Raw genomic sequence first — 16,882 nt, 5'->3', positions numbered from 1 at the left:
CATCTGCAAGAAAGGCTATACCATGAAAAACTTGCTAGAACTTAAAGGTGCATCGCGCCGTGTGAGCGACCGTTTTTCGCTGCGTGATGTCACGCTTGCCGTGGAGCCTGGCCAGATTGTCGGCTTTGTTGGTGCCAACGGTGCCGGCAAAACAACGACGATTCGAGCTGCTCTCGGGCTTGTAAAGCTCGATGCCGGCGAAGTGCACCTGTTTGGGCAGCGCTGTGGCGCCGACGCGCCCGATGAAACGCAGCGCCATCTACGCTCCCGCGTCGGTCTTGTCCTGGACACGTGCCCCTTCCCCTCCACGCTCAAGGTGGGCCAGATCGAGTCGCTCGTAGGCCCGGCGTACCCCACGTGGGACCGCGAAACGTTCGCCGGATTCATCAACCGATTTGGCCTCGATCCCAAGACAAAGGTCAAGGACCTCTCCCGCGGCATGGGCATGAAGCTGCAGCTTGCCTGTGCACTCAGCCACAATGCCAAGCTGCTCGTTTTGGACGAAGCCACCGCGGGCTTCGATCCCATGGCACGCGAGGAACTGCTCGACGAGCTGCTTGCCTTTGTCGCCGACGGCCAGCACAGCGTGTTACTCTCGAGCCACATTACGTCCGACCTCGATCGCACCGCTGATCGCGTCATCTGCATCGATAATGGCTCGATTATTTTTGACCTGCCGCGCGAGGACATGACCGACCGCGCCGGCATCGCCAACTGCACCCAAGCACAGGCCGCCGAGCTTATGGCTTGCGTCGAAGGCGCCCGTGCCGTCCACCACGCCTATAGCGTAGACGTGCTCGTGCCCAACCGTCGCGAAACACTCGAGGCCTTCCCCGAGATTCCCTGCGATCGGGCAACCATTGATGACTATCTGCGCCTCATGCTGAAAGGGGCTTCGAAATGAAACGCGCCTTTATGTCCGAGCTCGCCATCGTTCGCACGCTCATCCCGAGCATCGCGGGCGTCGGCCTGTTCATCTTCGTCGTGCTAACCCTTGCCAACGCGTCGGATGGCGATTCCGGCATGAGCGCCGGCGCCTGCGCCGTCAGCGCCATGTCGCCCATCATGGTCATGAACTCACTGGCCGGTTTCGACAATCAAAACGGTTGGGAGCGCTACCGGGCAACGCTGCCCTTCTCGCGCAAAGACATCATCTGCGCACGCTACCTGAGCGTTATTGTCTTCTCCGCCGTCATGGCATGTGCAGCTACGCTTTTGAGTGTCGTCGCCATCCCGCTCTTCAACAGCGCGGGCATTCCTTCGACAGGACAGACGGTCTTTGAAATCGCAATCGCCTCGGCAGCATCGATGCTCATCTCCCTCATGATGGTGTTTTTGGCGCAGCCACTGTTCTTTCGATTTGGACACATGGAGGCGCTGCGCCTATCCGTTGGCCTGTTTGCCATGCTCGGATGCCTTGCCATGGCCACGCTGAGCTCCTCCAACCCCATCAGCAACTGGCTCATGTCGATTGCCGGAGCGAATCCCGATCCCGCCGTCCTCGGCTGTCTGTGTGCAGGAATTGCAGTACTGGCGCTCGCACTATGTGCAATCAGCTGCGCTGTCAGCACCAAGGTTTATCGAGTACGCGATCTGTAATCGACAGCTAAAAAAGCTTAGGTGGTACCCCGCTTATTTTTTCAATGAAACAAGGCGGCATAGCGTCACCACCGCCCCTCACAGCAGGCCGTCTAGTTCTTGGCAACCAAAAAGACACCGTCAGCATATCGAAGGTGAATACTTTTCCGCGAAGTGAACGAGTAAAATCAGTGCCCTGTAGCATCGACATTTTTAAGGACTCAATTCCTGCGGTTTTTGTCTAAGAATCCTGCAGTTTTGTTCGAAAAAAGTGTGCATGTTCCAGGGGTCCAGATTTACTCGTTCACTTCGCGGAAAACCATTCACCTTCGATTCGAGCCTTAACCAAATGTCCTCTCGAACTATGGCCCCTGTCTCACCACAGCGATATCAAAGCTTCATGCCGGGACGGTATCATCGGACGAGCGCCGTAAATCTGGCGCGGTTGTTCTTTGGGGAGGCATTTCACCCGTGTCATGGGTCGCAGCAGCATTTGTGTCGGCTTTCTTTGCCGGCGTCACATCTGTCCTGGCCAAATGCGGCATCAAGCAGACCGACTCCGATGTCGCGACGGCCATTCGCACCTGCGTGGTGCTCGTTTTCGCCTGGGCAATGGCGGGCATTTCTGGATCCATTGGAGCCATCGGCAGCATCGAACCCAGATCTTGGCTCTTTCTCGTCCTCTCGGGACTCGCTACCGGCGCTTCGTGGATCTGTTACTTTAAGGCGTTGGGCATCGGAGACGTCAATAAGGTCGTACCGGTCGACAAGATGAGCACCGTACTCGCTGCACTGATTGCCATCGTGCTTTTTGGCGAGACGAGCAACCTTGCGGTTAAGCTCGTGGGAACCGCTGTCATCACCCTCGGCACGTTTTTAATGATCGAGAAGAAGCAGTCTGCCGGACCCGAGCGGCAGCAAGACCGGACCTGGCTCGCTTACGCCCTCGGCGCCGCCGTGTTCGCGGCGCTCACGTCCATCCTTGCCAAGGTTGGCATCGAAGGCGTCGAGTCCAACCTGGCCACGGCAATCCGTACCTGCGTGGTACTGGTTATGGCATGGGCAATCGTGGCAGCCAAGGGAAAACTGGATCAGGTCGCGCACGCTGACCGGCGCGAACTCACATTTCTCGCAACATCGGGCATCGCGACCGGAGCATCGTGGCTGCTCTATTACTACGCCATCGCCACAGGCCAGGTGAGCGTCGTGGTGCAGATCGACAAACTATCGATTGTCGTATCAGTACTATTTGCGCGCCTGACATTCAACGAAAAACTCTCACGACGCAGCGTCATCGGTCTCGCCCTCATCGTACTGGGCACCGCCGCGCTCGCAGTTTGGAAGTAGCGCGGCCAGCAGCCGCTACATCCTCACACCTGGCTTGGGATGCCTGTACTGACCGTGGGATGCCGTGCGCTTACCGTGCGAGATGGCAAATTTGGGACAACAGTGCAGGCAACGAAGGCAGGCTGCGCACTCCGGCTTTGTCCAGACGGGAAGGCCGTCGCGCATCTCAATCGCCGCCATGGGGCAGCGCTTGGCACACAGGCCGCAGCCGATGCAGCGATCGGCATCGACGGCAAACTTGCTCGTCTGTTGCATGCGCGGCAGCCCAATTGCGTGATACGCGCACGATGCAAACAGAGGCACGCGATGGCGCATCATGTTGCCCGTGCGGCGCGCCCGCACCGCCTCGATCACGGCATCAATCTGCGCCTCGGCAGCTCTATTGATACCCTCAACCTTTTGAGGGTCAGACAGGTCGAAAACAGGCGTCCAGGTATCGGGCATCTTGACGCTCATCGCCGCATCTAACTCGAGCCCACGCTCGTGTAGCAGATCGCGGGCGAACTTGGCCGATTGCCCGGTCGTCGAACCATATGTCGAGACATAGAACGTATAGGGGCGCTCGCCGCCCTTTGTGCCGGCAGCAACCGATAGGTCGACAGTCTTCAAAAACTCGATCATTGGCGTCGGCAAGCCCCAGGCGTATACCGGGGCGACAAACCCCAGCCGACAGGGGCCTTCCATCACAGCAAGGTGAAGGATCTCGGCATCAAAGCGCTCAATCGACATAACTTTGTCGCTTGTCGCCGCTGCAATGCGACGCGCCACATGCTCGCTGTTCCCTGTCGCGCTAAAGTACAGGATCATCTCGTACCCCTGGAATTGACTCGTGAAAAACCGCGCTACTTGCGCAGCGGCTTGGGCAGTGGAATGCCGGCGGCGATGACGGCCGCGATGATCATGCAGACGATACCCTTGAGTGGAAAGCACATAAGCAGCAGGCCCACGACCATGACCGGCTGACGCATGACCGCACCCATCGTCGATGCCGTGCAGACGGCGACGCAAAAGACCGGATCTGCGCCGGTGAGGATGGCAAGGCCATAGCCCAGGCTTACGCCCGAGAAGATAACCGGGAAGAAGTGGCCGCCGCGCCAACCAAGGTTGATGAGGGCGGGCGTCAGCATGGCCTTAACAAGACCGGTCGCGATAAGCACGCCAGCGGGAATGGTCAGATAGGTTTCCATGAGCACGTCGGCCTGGGTCTCGCCGGCAAACATGGTGTAGGGCAGGACCGTGCCGCAGATGGCGAGCGCCAGACCGGCCAGCATGGCCTTGACAACAGGGCGCTCCCCTATGGCATGGGACAGTACCTCGCTTGCATGCTCAGAGACAAAGTACAGCCAGCCGCATACGGTACCGACCAACGCCAGCGGAATGAGCCAGGCAAGCTCCAGGTTGCCCACCTCGGCGGACTCGAACCTGGGCATGCCCATGCCGCCGCCCACAAGCTGGCCAAGCAGCAGGTAGGTGCCCAGACCGCCGGCAATCGCAATGCCGTAGACCACGGTCTTTTGCGCCTTGGGAAGCTTGATCGTGATCTCGTCGGATGCGGGGTCCTCGTCGCCGTCGGCGCTACCGGCAAGCGGTGCCACAAAGCCAAAGACGGGCGCGGTAAAGAGCGCCGTCAGGGCAGCCTGGGTGCCCAGCAGCGTGAGCTCCCTAAACTCGGCGCCAAAGCGACGCATGCGGTCGCCGACCCAGCTGCACAGGCCCGCGATAACGCCGGTCAGGCCGGCCTCCGGTCCAATACTTCCGCCAAACAGCAGCGGCAGCAATGCCGCGAGCGAAAGCTTGCCCAAGTTGTCGTACGGGTAGCATCCGTCTTGCTTAACCTTGGCCATGACCTGATTGAGGTCATCGGTCATGGTGCCTGTCATCTTTTCGTACAGACCGATTAACAGGCCGCCCAGCAGGCAGACAAAAAACGGGTACGGCAAAAAGCCAAACGGGCCGCTGGCAAGCTCGGGCGAAGCGACGCCCAGCGCGTACGGAATCTCGGTCCATAGATAGTCGATACCGTGCTCCATCGCAAAAAAGAACAGCCAGACCGCGGCACCTGCGAACGCACCGGTCACGGCAACGCTAACTAAAAACAGCGCGCGGTTTGTGGGTTTGGCAAGGTTATCCATCGGGTCCTCCCGCGGTCAAAGTCGACATAGTTATGTTTTATTGTAGAGCGAGCGTTGCCCGAACGAGCCAACCGTCTGCGCCGCAAACGGCACCATTGGGAGTCATAGCGGGACAGGCTTAAGACTTATCCGTTGATAATCGAGGCAATCTCGCGCAAATCGTCGGCAAAGTAAATGCCTTGCTGGCGCTGCGGGCTCGATAAACCCTTATCGATCATGTGCCCGAGCAGCGCCTTGAGGTCGTTGTAGTAACCGCCCAGGTTATACAGGATGCACGGAGCGCTCAGGTGCCCCAATGACACCGCGGACATGACCTCGGCAATCTCCTCGAGCGTGCCCGTCCCACCGGGAAAGGCGATGAACGCATCGCCGAGCTCAATCATCTTGGCCTTGCGCTCCGCCATATCGCTCGTCACGATGAGGTCGTCGATACCGTCATGTTGAAACTCGGCCTCGATAAAAAAGCTCGGCTCCACACCCGTCACGTGTCCGCCAGCATCGAGCACGCTCTCGGCGAGCGCGCCCATCAGGCCCGATTTGGACCCGCCGTATACCAGCGCGTGTCCATTGGCGCCAATCCAGTTGCCCAGCTCCTGCACCGCGGGCAGAAACGCCGGGTCATTGCCAGTGTTGGCACCCAGGTACACGGTGATGTTCATATTTGTCTCCCTGTTGTGGCGCACGACGTTCGTCTTAGCGCTGACGTCGACGATACTCGCGCACGCGACGCGAAAGATCGGCGAGCTCGTCGCGATCGAGCTCTTCCAAATGCTCCAGATCATCCATAAAGCGCGCCATGGTGTCCTTTTGACGCATCTTGATAAGCGTATTGCAGTAGTTCACCGCCACGCCCGTGAGCATGGCGATGTAGAAGATGCTGATGACGCTCAAGACGACGGTAATGGCGCGGGCAACCGGCGTTTCGGCCGGAATGTCACCAAAGCCGATGGTCGAGACCGTCTCAAAGCTAAACCACAGGCCATCGCCAAACGTGAGGGTCGTGGGCTCGGACAGCCAGACGGCCGTCGAGCACAGCAGATAGAAGACGAGGAACAGCTCCGTAATGCGCACAAAGCCCGCCTGGCGCAACACGTCGGCAAGCGTCCTGAGCTTTTTCATCGCGACCCCTTCCACGGACAACCAATCGCGTTCGCTCGGTATTGTCCCACAACCGTCAGTTAGGGACGTTCCTTTTGTGCCGGCAGAAAGGGACTGTCCCCAACTGCCGGGCGGAACCGTTTAGCGGTGCCGCTGCCGGCTGGGCAGGCTGAGCTGGTATCCTTATGCGGTAATGTCTCGATTCGTTAGGATTGCATGTGAGAGCTGCCACTGTCCTTCGTTCAGTTATATGTCGCACCCTGGCCGCCGCGCTTACCGCGCTCGCCGTACTGAGCGCCGTCGCGCCCGCCCCTGTCTTTGCCGCCGACTCCGATCAGCAGGTCAAGACGGTCCGCGTCGGCTGGCTCGTCAACAACGAGGGCTTCCAGGACGGCACCCCCGGCGAGCGTCTCTCTGGATGGGGTTACGAGTACCTCCAGACCCTGTCGTACTACACGCCCGGCTGGCGGTACGAATACGTCTCCGGCACCTTCACCGAGCTTTTGGACATGCTCGAGGCGGGCGAGATCGACCTCATGCCCAACATCTCCTACTCCGAGGAACGTGCCCAAAAGCTGCTCTTTTCCTCGAACCCCGAGGGCACCGAGCGCTACTTCATCTACGCCAAGCCCGATCGCGACGATCTGGCCAAGGGTGACCCCCAAGCGCTCCAAGGCCTTACCATCGGCTGCAACCCCGGCGTTATGCAAACCTTCGTTGGCCAACAGTGGCTCGCCAACGAAGGCATTACCTGCACCTATAAAGAAATCAACACTGGCGGCGCCCTCTTTGACGCGCTCGCAAACAACGAGGTCGATGCCATCATCATGAACGACACGACCTCGTCGCCCAGCGCCTCCCCCATGTTCTACATTGGTTCGAGCGACTACTATTTTGCCGTCCCCAAAAGCCGCCCCGACCTGATGGACGACATCAATGCCGCCATGTCGGCAATCGCCCGCGTCAACCCACGCTATATCGACGAAGTCAAATCTAACTACTCGGCCCAAAACAGCGGTTCATCATCGCTCAACGGCCCCGAGCGCTCCTGGCTCAAAACAAATGACAACACCATCACGCTCGGCTACATTACGGGCAGACTCCCCTACTGCAACGAAGACGAAAACGGCGAAATGGAAGGCTCGCTCGCATCGCTTGCGACGACGTTGCACGATAAATTTGGCATTACGGTCAAAACCGTCGCCTTTGATAGCTACAAGATGATGTCAAAGGCCCTGTCAAAGGGAAGCATAGACGTTGTGCTGCCGGTATACCGAGATTACTGGTTTGCCGAGCAATCAGGCGTTGTGCAGTCGGTATCGTTGGGGACCATATCCCTCACCGCCATCCACACCGGCAGCGACCTGAACAAAGACCTTCAGAACATCGCCTGTACCAAATCATCGTTTGTCAACAAAAATGCACTTGAAAGTCTGTTCCCCACAGCGACCGTGACCGAATACCAATCCGACGATGAAGCGTTCGACGCCCTCAGGAAGGGAACGGCGCACTGCATCGTCGCTCCCAGCTCACGCATAAAAACCATCGGCGACCGTCATGATCTCAAGGACTACGAGACGGTCGAGCTCCCTGACACCTGTGAGCTCTCGTGCTGGATTTCGCGCGGAAAGCCCGAGCTGCTGGGAATCATCAACAAGGGCATCATCAATGCCGGAGAATCGCTCTCCGCAAGCAATTACTCCTCCACGTCGTACACGACCCAGGAATCAGACACGCTTCAATTCCTTTTTCGCAACCGCACCGCCATTGCCGCTACCCTCATCGGTATGTTGTCGGTCTGCACCGTCCTGCTCATCTGGGCGCTCGTGCGCGCTCGAACCGAGCGCAAAAAAGCCGACGCTGCCAACGCCGCTAAGACGGCATTCCTCACGCGCATGAGCCACGACATCCGTACGCCGCTCAACGGTATCCTGGGCCTTATCGAGATTGAGGAATTGAAGGAAGGCGATATCAAGGTCGCCCGCGAGAGCCGTGCCAAGGCGCGCGTTGCCGCCAATCACCTGCTCTCGCTGATCAACGACATCCTCGAGATGGGCAAAATCGAAGACCGCAAGCTAACACTGGAGCATGCGCCTTTTAACCTCAAAGAGCTCTGTGACAATACGCTGGTTCTGTGCAAGCTCCGCGCGTCCAGTAACGGCATCACCATGCAGGACAATAGCCTGCCGTACGCCACGGGGCCATACATGATCGGCAGTCCCACCCATATCCGACAGATCATGATCAACCTGTTAGACAACAGCATTAAGTACAACAAGCACGGCGGCTCCGTCACCTTTAGTTCAAAGACCAAGCCACTCGATAACGGGCGCGCGCTCTTTTGCTTTAGCGTTTCGGATACCGGCATTGGCATGACTCCCAAGTTTTTAAAGCATATCTATGAGCCGTTTGCCCAAGAAGGTGACGATGCGCGCAGCAAGTTCCAAGGAACCGGCATGGGCATGCCAATCGTCAAGTCGCTTATTGAACTGATGGGCGGCACCATCGAAGTCACCAGTGAGCTCCATGTGGGCACCTCGTTCTACGTGGAGATTCCGCTCGATATCGACGAGAATCCCCAGGCGCGGGCGAATACGGTTGAGAGTGCGCCCGACTGCTCGCTCGCCGACATGAACGTGCTGCTCGCCGAAGACAACGAATTGAATGCCGAGATTGCCCAGACGCTGCTAGAATCCGAGGGCGTCGTGGTCACCCGCGCCGCCAACGGCAACGAGGTCGTCGATCTGTACCTGTCGCATCCCGCCGGCAGCTTCGATGCGATCCTGATGGATATCATGATGCCAGGCATGGATGGCTACGAGGCAACCCGCGCGATTCGCCTGAGTGAGAAGGCCGATGCAGCCGACATCCCCATCATCGCGCTCACCGCCAACGCCTTTGCCGAGGACGCCAAGGCGGCACACGATGCCGGCATGAATGCCCATCTGCCCAAACCGCTCGACTTTAACGAGCTCAAAAACATGCTCGCTTGCATCAAGAAAAACGGAACTGTTTCGCTATAGTTTGTGCTCAACCACCCTGCACCGTTAGAAAGGAAGCCAACGATGTTTAGGCCCTTGCGTCGAAAGAAACGTGCGATTTCCGATGAGGCGGCGCGCGAGTTGCTCGCCACCTGCAAGCGCGGAGTCTTTGCCGTCAACGGCGATGATGGCTACCCGTATGCCATTCCCGTCAACTACTTCTTTGACACCGAGCACGACAAGATTTATTTCCACGGTGCCAAGGCTGGCCACAAGGTCGATTCACTCAAGCGTGACGACAAAGTCTGCTTTACCGTGTACGGCAACGAGCGGTACAAGGACGACGACTGGGCTCCCTACGTTATGAGCACCGTGGTCTTTGGCCGTTGCCGCCTGGTAGATGAGACACCTTCGTTTATCGAGGGCAAAATCCGCCAGCTCGCGCTTAAGTACTACCCCTCTGCCGAAGAAGTCGAGGAGGAGATCGCCAAAGACATCAAGGGTGTCCAGCTCTACGAGATCTCGATTGAACATCTTTGCGGCAAGCAGATCCATGAAAAGTAAGCCCAAAAACAGGTCCTGCAAATAGCAAAATGGCTCGGTTCCAACCAGTATTGGAACCGAGCTATTTGTTTATGAAGCGTCGGCGGCTATGTGCGCAAGCGCCTCAACGAGATCCTGAGAACTCACGGGTTTGCTCAGATGCGCGTTCATGCCCGCCTCGCGCGAAAGCCTACGGTCGTCGGCAAAGGCATTGGCGCTCACGGCGATAATCGGCGTGGTCGCGGCGTCCTCGCGATCGAGCGCTCGAATCTGACGCGTGGCCTCAAGGCCATCGATGCCGGGCATCATGATGTCCATCAATACCACGTCGTACTCGTGCGGCGCGCTCGCGGCAAACGTCTCGACGGCAGACTCGCCATCTTTAACATGTGTCACGACGGCACCGGCGCGGTCGAGCGTAAACTGTGCGATCTCGGCATTCAGGTCGTTATCCTCTACGAGCAAAACACGCAGGCCCTGGATCACGTCGCTGTCGCCTGCATCCACGCGAACTGCCTGGGGAATCTCGGAACTCTTGCACTTCTCAAACGGCAGGCAAATGGTAAACGTCGTCCCCCGCCCCAAGGCGCTCGTAAAGCTCATGGTTCCGCCCATAAGCTCGACCAACTGTTTGGCAATAGACGCGCCCAGGCCAGTTCCCGATGAAGCGCCTTCCACCTGCTATTCCTCGCGGCTGAACGGCTCGTAGAGGTGCTGTTGAAACTCCTCGCTCATGCCAATGCCGTTATCGGCGATCGTGTATTCATAGACGGGGACACCGTCCACCGGCTCCACCTCGCGGCATGTCAGGCGAACATAGCCGCCCTGGCGGTTGTACTTGACGGCATTACCGGCAATATTGAGCAACAGGCGCTTGAGGTGCGTCACGCTCACCCGGGCATAGGGATGATCAAGAGTCCGTTGGTCGCAGATAATTGTCACCAGGCGCTCCTCGGCTTGGCGCTCCAGAATATCGCACACCTCACGGTTGAGGGCCACCATATCTGTAGGCACGAGATTCAGGTCGACCTGCCCGCTCTCCAAGCGGCTCATATCGAGTGCCTCGTTCGCAAGGTCGAGCAACAGTCCCGACGCCGTCCAGATCTTTGAGCGGCACTCGGTCTGCTTTTGCAAGTCGTCCGCGTTGGCATTGCCCACCTCGACCATACCGCGAATGCCGTTGATGGGCGTGCGCAGGTCGTGACTCATGCGACGCAGGAACTCCGTCTTTGCAGAGTTGGCAGACGAAGCTTCGCGCGCCGCTTTTGCCAGTTTGTCGCCATAGTCGCGCTCCTGCAGCAACAGGTCGGCAAAGCGTTGGCTCTCGGCGCGGCGGCGCACCAACACAACAGTGGCTATAACACCGCCGTAGAGTGCCAACACACTGGCAACAACAGCGGCAACAACCTCAAAGTAACGCTGCGCGGGAGCATAGGTGTACACGTAAAAATCGCGCGCTTTACCAAATGTGCCCAGATACCACTCACCGCTGTCGTTAACCAATCTGACCTTACCAGCCAGGCAACGCTCCTTAATGCCGTTGACAACGATGGCATCCGTCGCAGGCAAATCGAACACGCCTGACACGGCGGGCTCAACAGCGTTGGTCGCAACGACCTTACCGTCGTTTTCGATCACGATATTGCCGCTATCGATGGTCTCATAACCATCGAGCAAGCTCTGCAACTTGAGCGTATTGCTCGCGACCGCCTTGGCGCTCTGGTGCCTCACCGCGACAACGATGCCCTCACCGTCCGGCCGGGCCACGCAGCCAATGTCTGCGACCGAATCGTCCGCAAGCGTAATGCGAGCGGTATAGGACTTAAGCGGATGGGCTGCCACCTCCAGCACAGGCGCCTCTTTGAGATTCGCAGCGAGCGACTCGTAGCCCACGTCATCCTTCGAGGACTCGGACACCAAGTTGCCCGATGCATCCGTTACGATCAGCGCTGTCACATTAAACTGGTCAGCATATTGCTCCAACGTAGCGTTATCCACCGAGCCGTCGCGCTCCATATCGCGCGCCGCCTCTCCGGCGATCTCCATAACGCGAATCAGGTTTTTGGTCGCATAGGCGCTGTTGAACGCATCGTAGGAAAGGCTCTGCGTCGCCACGTAATCGACAACGTCGGAAAAGCGCTGCTCGGCTTGGGCCGTCGTGTAACCGTAGCTCGTCATGCCGGCAGCAGCCGAGAGTGCTATCCCCAACAGGGCGGCAAGGAGCCATGCCAGGGCCGAACGGTCGCCCCGCTTCTCTGTGGTGTGGTCGGGTGCATCAATCATGACAGGCCCTCCACATTCAAAAAGGGCGAAGGGTCATCAAAATACTTTGACACCAGGCGCTCCATGGTGCCATCGGCAAGCATTTCTTGGTAGGCATGGGTGAGCTTAACGTCGATGCCGCGTGTGTCGTTGATATCGAAAGCGGTGCCCAAACCAACCTCTAGCAGCGGCTCAGACAAAATGCGATACGTCACGCCATAGTCTTTTTCGTAGGTGAGCAGCGAGGACTCATGCGCGGCGATGGCGTCGACTAGGCCCTCGACAAGCGCCGGGTTCAGGTACGAGCGGTCCGAAAAGCTGTAGAGCTCCTTAATCTGCGGAACGTTTTCATTGGTGTGATTGAGCAGAATCGATTCGGGCTTGGTGGTGGACTGGACCGCCACGACCCTACCCTCAAGATCGGCAAGCGTGTAGATATCGCTTTCGGGATCGACAGCAACCACCTGTCGGCTCGCAAGGTACGGCCCCGCCCAGCGATACTCGCCTTCGCGGCCCGTCATACTAAAGCTGCCCATGACGCAATCGAGCTCGCCGCTCGCCAGCAGCTCTTTCTTCTTTTCCCAGTCGATCAGCTGGTACTTTGGCTTGTAGCCAATGCGGCCCAAAGCCTCGGTCAAAATATCGACATCCAGGCCAACAATATCGCCGTACTCGTTGCTATACACAAACGGTGGATAGAGGTCGCTGCCAACGTTGAGCGTCTTAAGGTTGTCGTCTTTGACCTGCGAGGCGGCTGCGCCTTCTGATGCAGACGCCGCGGCCCCATCATTCAACCCGGAACAGCCAGCTATCGCCACGACAAAGGCGCCCACCACTGCAAGCGCAACAAACAATGATATGGCGGCCGAGCGACGAGGTCTTTTCATCGAGCTCCAGACGATCCTGTTTACAGACTCAAGAGCTGAATAATAGCAGACAAAACCGCGCTTGCGCTCAATGGTTACAGATGCTTTACCATACGGGGCCTTCCAGCCAATCTGGCAGACAGCCCCGCATGCAGCGCTCACTTACCGTGCATTAAAAACGTAGCGGTCCAAGCGGTCGCACGCCTCCCTTACACGCGAAAGCGGCAGCGCCAGATTCACGCGAATGTGGCAAGGTCCATGGAATGGACGGCCGTCCTGATAGCCCACGCCCACACGCGCGCCCTCGTCGAGTAGCCACTGAATATCGCGCCCATGCACGCGGCACCACTCCGTGCAGTCCAGGAACACCATATAGGTGCCCTGCGGGCGCGAATAGGACACGCCCTCAAAATGCTCGTCCACGTAATCGCAGAAGTAGTCAATGTTGCCCTCGATGACCTCGTTGAGCTCATCGAGCCACTCGTAGCCCTGCGGCTGGTAGGCGCCGATAAGCGCGTGCATCGAAAGGACATTCATCTCGTTGTAGTGGGTCTTATTGGACACGGCGCACACGCGGTCGCGCAGCGTCTCGTTATAGATGATGTGGTAGCTTCCGACCAGGCCAGCCAGGTTAAACGTCTTGCTCGGCGCATAGAGGGCGACCGTGCGCATGCGGGCATCCTCGCTCACCGACTGCGTCGGGATATGCTTGTGACCCGGCAGGATGATATCGGACCAAATCTCGTCCGAGATCACCACGCAATCGTGCTGGCGATAGATGTCCATGGCGCGCTCGATCTCGTCGCGCTCCCATACGCGGCCGCAAGGGTTGTGCGGCGAGCAGAACACCGCGGCATGGATGTGGTTTTGAGCGAGCTTTTGCTCCATGTCCTCAAAGTCCATGCGCCACACGCCCTGGTCGTCGAGCTTAAGCGGGCTGTGGACAATGCGATAGCACGCGGCTTCGATGGACTTGGTAAAGCCGATGTAGGTCGGGCTGTGGACCAGCACCGCATCGCCCGGCTGGACATACGCCCGCAGCGTCGACACGACGCCGCCCAGCACGCCGTTCTCGTAGCCGATATGCTCCGGGAGCAGGCCTTCGACGCCATTACGGCGGCTCTGCCATTCGATGATGCGGTCGAAGTACTCGGGGCGAGGATCGAAATAGCCAAACATGGGATGCTGGGCGCGCTGAATGATGTGCTCCTGGACCGTGGGCACCGTGGCAAAGTTCATGTCCGCCACCCACATGGGGATGCGGTCGAAGCCCTCGTCAGGAGCATTCGGAGCCATGCCGGGGATCTCGCCCCAGGAGTCAACGGCGATGGCATCCATGCCGTGGCGGTCGATAAGCGAAGTAAAGTCGTATTTCATGCTGAACTCCCGTGCAAAGCGGATTGTTTTGGTAGGCGTTATTGTCCGCCAGCGTGGGCGATTTTGGCACGGGGTTTGGCGTTGAATTTGGCGGGCGCCGGCGAATGGCCGGCTAGTCCCGCGCGTCGTTGACGGCGATTACCGTCAACCTGGTTCCATCAACCGTAAAGGATATGTCGAGCCCAGCGTAAGCCAGATGGTAGACGCGGCTGGGCTCGTGCTTGCTGCCCGCGCGGCGCGGGTCCTGGCGAAGGGCCTCGACCAAGCCGAGGAGCTTTGCGGGCGGGACCATCTCCTGCAGCGCTTGCGGGAAGTCAACGTCGAGCTCTTGCCACGGCGCATCCTCAATCCAGCCGCCGGTCGCATCCGAGTGGCAGTCCGCAAACGGAATGTAGGGCTTAATGTCGTAGATGGGCGTGCCGTCACGCAGATCGGCCCCTAGCACATGGATGATGGGGCCATCGTCGGTAAGCCCGACATGATCGAGTTTGACGCAGGTAAGCCCAATGGGATTAGGTCGAAACGGGCTGCGCGTGGCAAATACGCCCACGCGCTCGGCTCCACCCAAGCGCGGCGGACGCACGGTCTTCGACCACTTGGCGTTGGTGCCGGACCTATCCTGTGTCTTGGCATCGGCGGCGATGTCTTCGGCCGCGCCGCCGGGTGTTCCGTTTTCAAAGCGCCAGAGCAGCCACAGGTGAGAGAAGGAGTCCAGACCCTCAACTGCCGCGCTGGAGGCAAATTCCGGCTCAAAGACGATGCGTCCCTCAAGATGGGGCGCCAAAAAGCTGTTGCGCGGGATGCCGAACTTTTGCGGCAGGTCGGTATGTATGTGTGCAATAGGTTTCATGCCGGTCATTGTACGGCATGAGGGCATGCGCGATGCGCGTAATCCCTCACCGCGACCGCCCCTTTTGCAACCAACGGTTGCTTGGAAGGGCGTCGGCCGCCGCGTATGCTTAAGCCAACAAGCAGCAGAAAGGAGCCGTTATGGCCTTTGCAGAAAAACTCATCGCCGTCCGTCGCGCCAACAACCTTACCCAAGAGCAGCTTGCCGCCAAGCTCTATGTCACGCGCCAAGCCGTCAGCCGCTGGGAGCGCGGCGAAGTCACCCCGGGCATCGACATGATGAAGCTCATTGCCGCCGTAACCGGAGAACCGCTGTCCCACCTGCTCGAAATGCCCGAGCACTATTGCCAGAGCTGCGGCATGATACTCACGCCCGACGACTACGGCACCGACGCCACGGGCGCCACGACCGATCATTACTGCAAGTGGTGCTACGACCACGGCAAGTACACCTATGACACCACCATGGAGGCGATGATTGAGGATTGTGCCCCGCGTCTGGCACAAAACACCGGCATGTCGCTCGATGAAGCCGTCTCGCTCATGGGCGCCGTGCTGCCGCAACTGGAGCGCTGGCGCTCCGTGCACGAAAACGAGGAGCGCTACGGTGCCGAGGCGCGAGCGCGCTATGGCGACGAGGCGATCGACGCCGCAAACGAAGCACTGCTGGATATGGATCCCGAGACATGGAACGACATGAAGGAACTTGAACGCGCTATTCTGGGCCAGCTCTCGATTGCCATGGGCGACGGCGATCCAAAGAGTAACGAAGCCCGCAAGCTTGTCGCAATGCACCGCCGATGGATTGGCCTTAACTGGGGACACGAGCCCCAGGACGAAGCATACCTGGGCCTCGCCAATGGTTATCTTGCCGACCAGCGCTTTGTTGACTACTACGACAACCCCTGCGGCACCGGAGCCACAGCGTTTCTGGTACAGGCAATCGAGTCGTCGTTGACGCGTGCATAGACCGCGGCGGCTTTGGGTATTTCAATCGAAACCTCAACCGATTGGAGACCTATGGCTACTGATCACGAGCTCGCGCTCTACGTTATGACCGGCTGCCCGTATTGCATAAAGGTCAAGCGTTTCCTGGCCGATAACGGCGTGACCATCCCCGAGCGCAACATCTCGACCGATACCGAAGCCGAGCAGGCACTCATCGCCATCGGCGGAAAACGCCAGGTTCCCTGCCTGTTCATCGACGGCAAACCACTCTACGAATCGAGCGACATCATCGCGTGGATACAGAAGAACCTGCTCTAGTACGCAATTGCAGTCGGCTCGCCCCGACGTCCAAGCCCATACGATCCAAACATGTACACCAGCATCCAAAGTCGACGTTTTTCGACATCTTTGGATGCTGGTGTACAGCTTTTTGCATGGCCCCGGCACAGGTAGTCGTTGGGGACGTTCTTAAATGACTAGTTGTTTGATACAGCCTTTGGATTATGGCTGTTTGGGGCCATCTGACGTCTCTGGAAAGGGCTCCTTAGAGGGCCGTGTTCAAAAAATGGCAAATATGAGTACTGCTACTTGTTTAGTAACAGCAATTTTAATCATTTCAGGGATCATTCAACGCCCCAAGCGCCCACAGACGGCGTTATTTCTCCCCATATGTTCAATAAAAGAGACGCCTAATGGTATTAAATCTCATCAGGGACCTCATTTTTGAACAAAATAAATGCAACCATAATGGCAACAGTACTCATATTTGCCCTTTTTTGCACACAGCCCTCCAGAATAGTCGTTAGGAACGACTCAAAATGGCAATTCCGGCACTTAGATGCTCTCTTCTTGGTAGCGCGCAGAGATGTGGTGTAAGAGGCGGGGCATGCCCCGCCTCCGC

14 protein-coding genes and 1 pseudogene are annotated in these 16,882 nt (G+C 58.3%); 7 read left to right on the top strand and 8 right to left on the bottom strand.

The window, feature by feature from the left end; genetic code table 11:
* The first annotated feature begins 22 nt into the window (after nucleotides 1–22).
* The 3 genes from DW211_RS04880 to DW211_RS04870 all read left to right on the top strand — a co-directional run bounded on the left by DW211_RS04880 (nucleotide 23) and on the right by DW211_RS04870 (nucleotide 2,925).
* Complete coding sequence (locus DW211_RS04880) at nucleotides 23–904, top strand: ABC transporter ATP-binding protein (RefSeq protein ID WP_118259597.1); 882 nt, start codon at nucleotides 23–25, stop codon at nucleotides 902–904.
* Nucleotides 901–1,599, top strand: coding sequence for an ABC-2 transporter permease (locus DW211_RS04875; protein WP_118259595.1), 699 nt, complete (start codon nucleotides 901–903; stop codon nucleotides 1,597–1,599). Before DW211_RS04880 ends, DW211_RS04875 begins: the two co-directional genes overlap by 4 nt.
* Nucleotides 1,600–2,049: 450 nt before the next feature.
* Entirely contained in the window at nucleotides 2,050–2,925 is an 876-nt protein-coding gene (locus DW211_RS04870; protein ID WP_118259594.1) for an EamA family transporter, read from the top strand.
* 15 nt (nucleotides 2,926–2,940) lie between these two features.
* Here DW211_RS04870 and DW211_RS04865 read toward each other — a convergent pair whose 3' ends face one another.
* The 4 genes from DW211_RS04865 to DW211_RS04850 form a co-directional block, all read right to left on the bottom strand.
* Nucleotides 2,941–3,732, bottom strand: coding sequence for an EFR1 family ferrodoxin (locus DW211_RS04865; RefSeq protein WP_118259592.1), 792 nt, complete (start codon nucleotides 3,730–3,732; stop codon nucleotides 2,941–2,943).
* Between the two features lie 35 nt (nucleotides 3,733–3,767).
* Nucleotides 3,768–5,057, bottom strand: coding sequence for a chloride channel protein (locus DW211_RS04860; protein WP_118259591.1), 1,290 nt, complete (start codon nucleotides 5,055–5,057; stop codon nucleotides 3,768–3,770).
* Nucleotides 5,058–5,182: 125 nt separating this feature from the next.
* Nucleotides 5,183–5,716 carry a TIGR00730 family Rossman fold protein gene (locus DW211_RS04855; protein ID WP_118259589.1) on the bottom strand — a complete coding sequence of 178 codons (534 nt, stop codon included), beginning with the start codon at nucleotides 5,714–5,716 and terminating at the stop codon, nucleotides 5,183–5,185.
* Between the two features lie 34 nt (nucleotides 5,717–5,750).
* Nucleotides 5,751–6,176, bottom strand: a complete 426-nt coding sequence (locus tag DW211_RS04850) for a potassium channel family protein (protein ID WP_118259587.1) — start codon at nucleotides 6,174–6,176, stop codon at nucleotides 5,751–5,753.
* Nucleotides 6,177–6,373: 197 nt separating this feature from the next.
* Between DW211_RS04850 and DW211_RS04845 the strand changes: the two genes are divergently transcribed.
* Complete coding sequence (locus DW211_RS04845; RefSeq protein WP_158568494.1) at nucleotides 6,374–9,178, top strand: transporter substrate-binding domain-containing protein; 2,805 nt, start codon at nucleotides 6,374–6,376, stop codon at nucleotides 9,176–9,178.
* A gap of 42 nt (nucleotides 9,179–9,220) precedes the next feature.
* Complete coding sequence (locus DW211_RS04840; RefSeq protein ID WP_118259584.1) at nucleotides 9,221–9,700, top strand: pyridoxamine 5'-phosphate oxidase family protein; 480 nt, start codon at nucleotides 9,221–9,223, stop codon at nucleotides 9,698–9,700.
* Nucleotides 9,701–9,769: 69 nt separating this feature from the next.
* On the opposite strand, the pseudogene DW211_RS10380 reads toward DW211_RS04840, so the two are convergent.
* From DW211_RS10380 to DW211_RS04815, 4 genes and pseudogenes are all read right to left on the bottom strand, one after another.
* Nucleotides 9,770–11,695: pseudogene (locus DW211_RS10380) on the bottom strand (ATP-binding protein).
* Between the two features lie 263 nt (nucleotides 11,696–11,958).
* On the bottom strand, nucleotides 11,959–12,828 hold the full coding sequence (locus tag DW211_RS04825; protein WP_117635835.1) for an ABC transporter substrate-binding protein: 870 nt from the start codon (nucleotides 12,826–12,828) through the stop codon (nucleotides 11,959–11,961).
* A gap of 141 nt (nucleotides 12,829–12,969) precedes the next feature.
* Nucleotides 12,970–14,184, bottom strand: a complete 1,215-nt coding sequence (locus DW211_RS04820; RefSeq protein ID WP_118259578.1) for a MalY/PatB family protein — start codon at nucleotides 14,182–14,184, stop codon at nucleotides 12,970–12,972.
* A 112-nt stretch (nucleotides 14,185–14,296) separates the two neighbouring features.
* Complete coding sequence (locus DW211_RS04815) at nucleotides 14,297–15,034, bottom strand: tRNA (N6-threonylcarbamoyladenosine(37)-N6)-methyltransferase TrmO (protein WP_233540949.1); 738 nt, start codon at nucleotides 15,032–15,034, stop codon at nucleotides 14,297–14,299.
* Nucleotides 15,035–15,174: 140 nt separating this feature from the next.
* Here DW211_RS04815 and DW211_RS04810 point away from each other — a divergent pair, with 140 nt between their 5' ends.
* Nucleotides 15,175–16,002 (top strand): TipAS antibiotic-recognition domain-containing protein, encoded by an 828-nt coding sequence (locus DW211_RS04810; protein WP_118259575.1) that lies wholly within the window; start codon nucleotides 15,175–15,177, stop codon nucleotides 16,000–16,002.
* A 51-nt stretch (nucleotides 16,003–16,053) separates the two neighbouring features.
* Nucleotides 16,054–16,299 carry a glutaredoxin gene (locus tag DW211_RS04805; protein ID WP_118094154.1) on the top strand — a complete coding sequence of 82 codons (246 nt, stop codon included), beginning with the start codon at nucleotides 16,054–16,056 and terminating at the stop codon, nucleotides 16,297–16,299.
* Nucleotides 16,300–16,882 lie beyond the last annotated feature (583 nt).

This window comes from Collinsella sp. AM18-10 (genome assembly GCF_003471585.1).
Taxonomy (GTDB): Bacteria; Actinomycetota; Coriobacteriia; order Coriobacteriales; family Coriobacteriaceae; genus Collinsella.
Note: the sequence above shows the minus strand (reverse complement) of the source record. Positions and strands in the feature narration are given on the sequence as shown.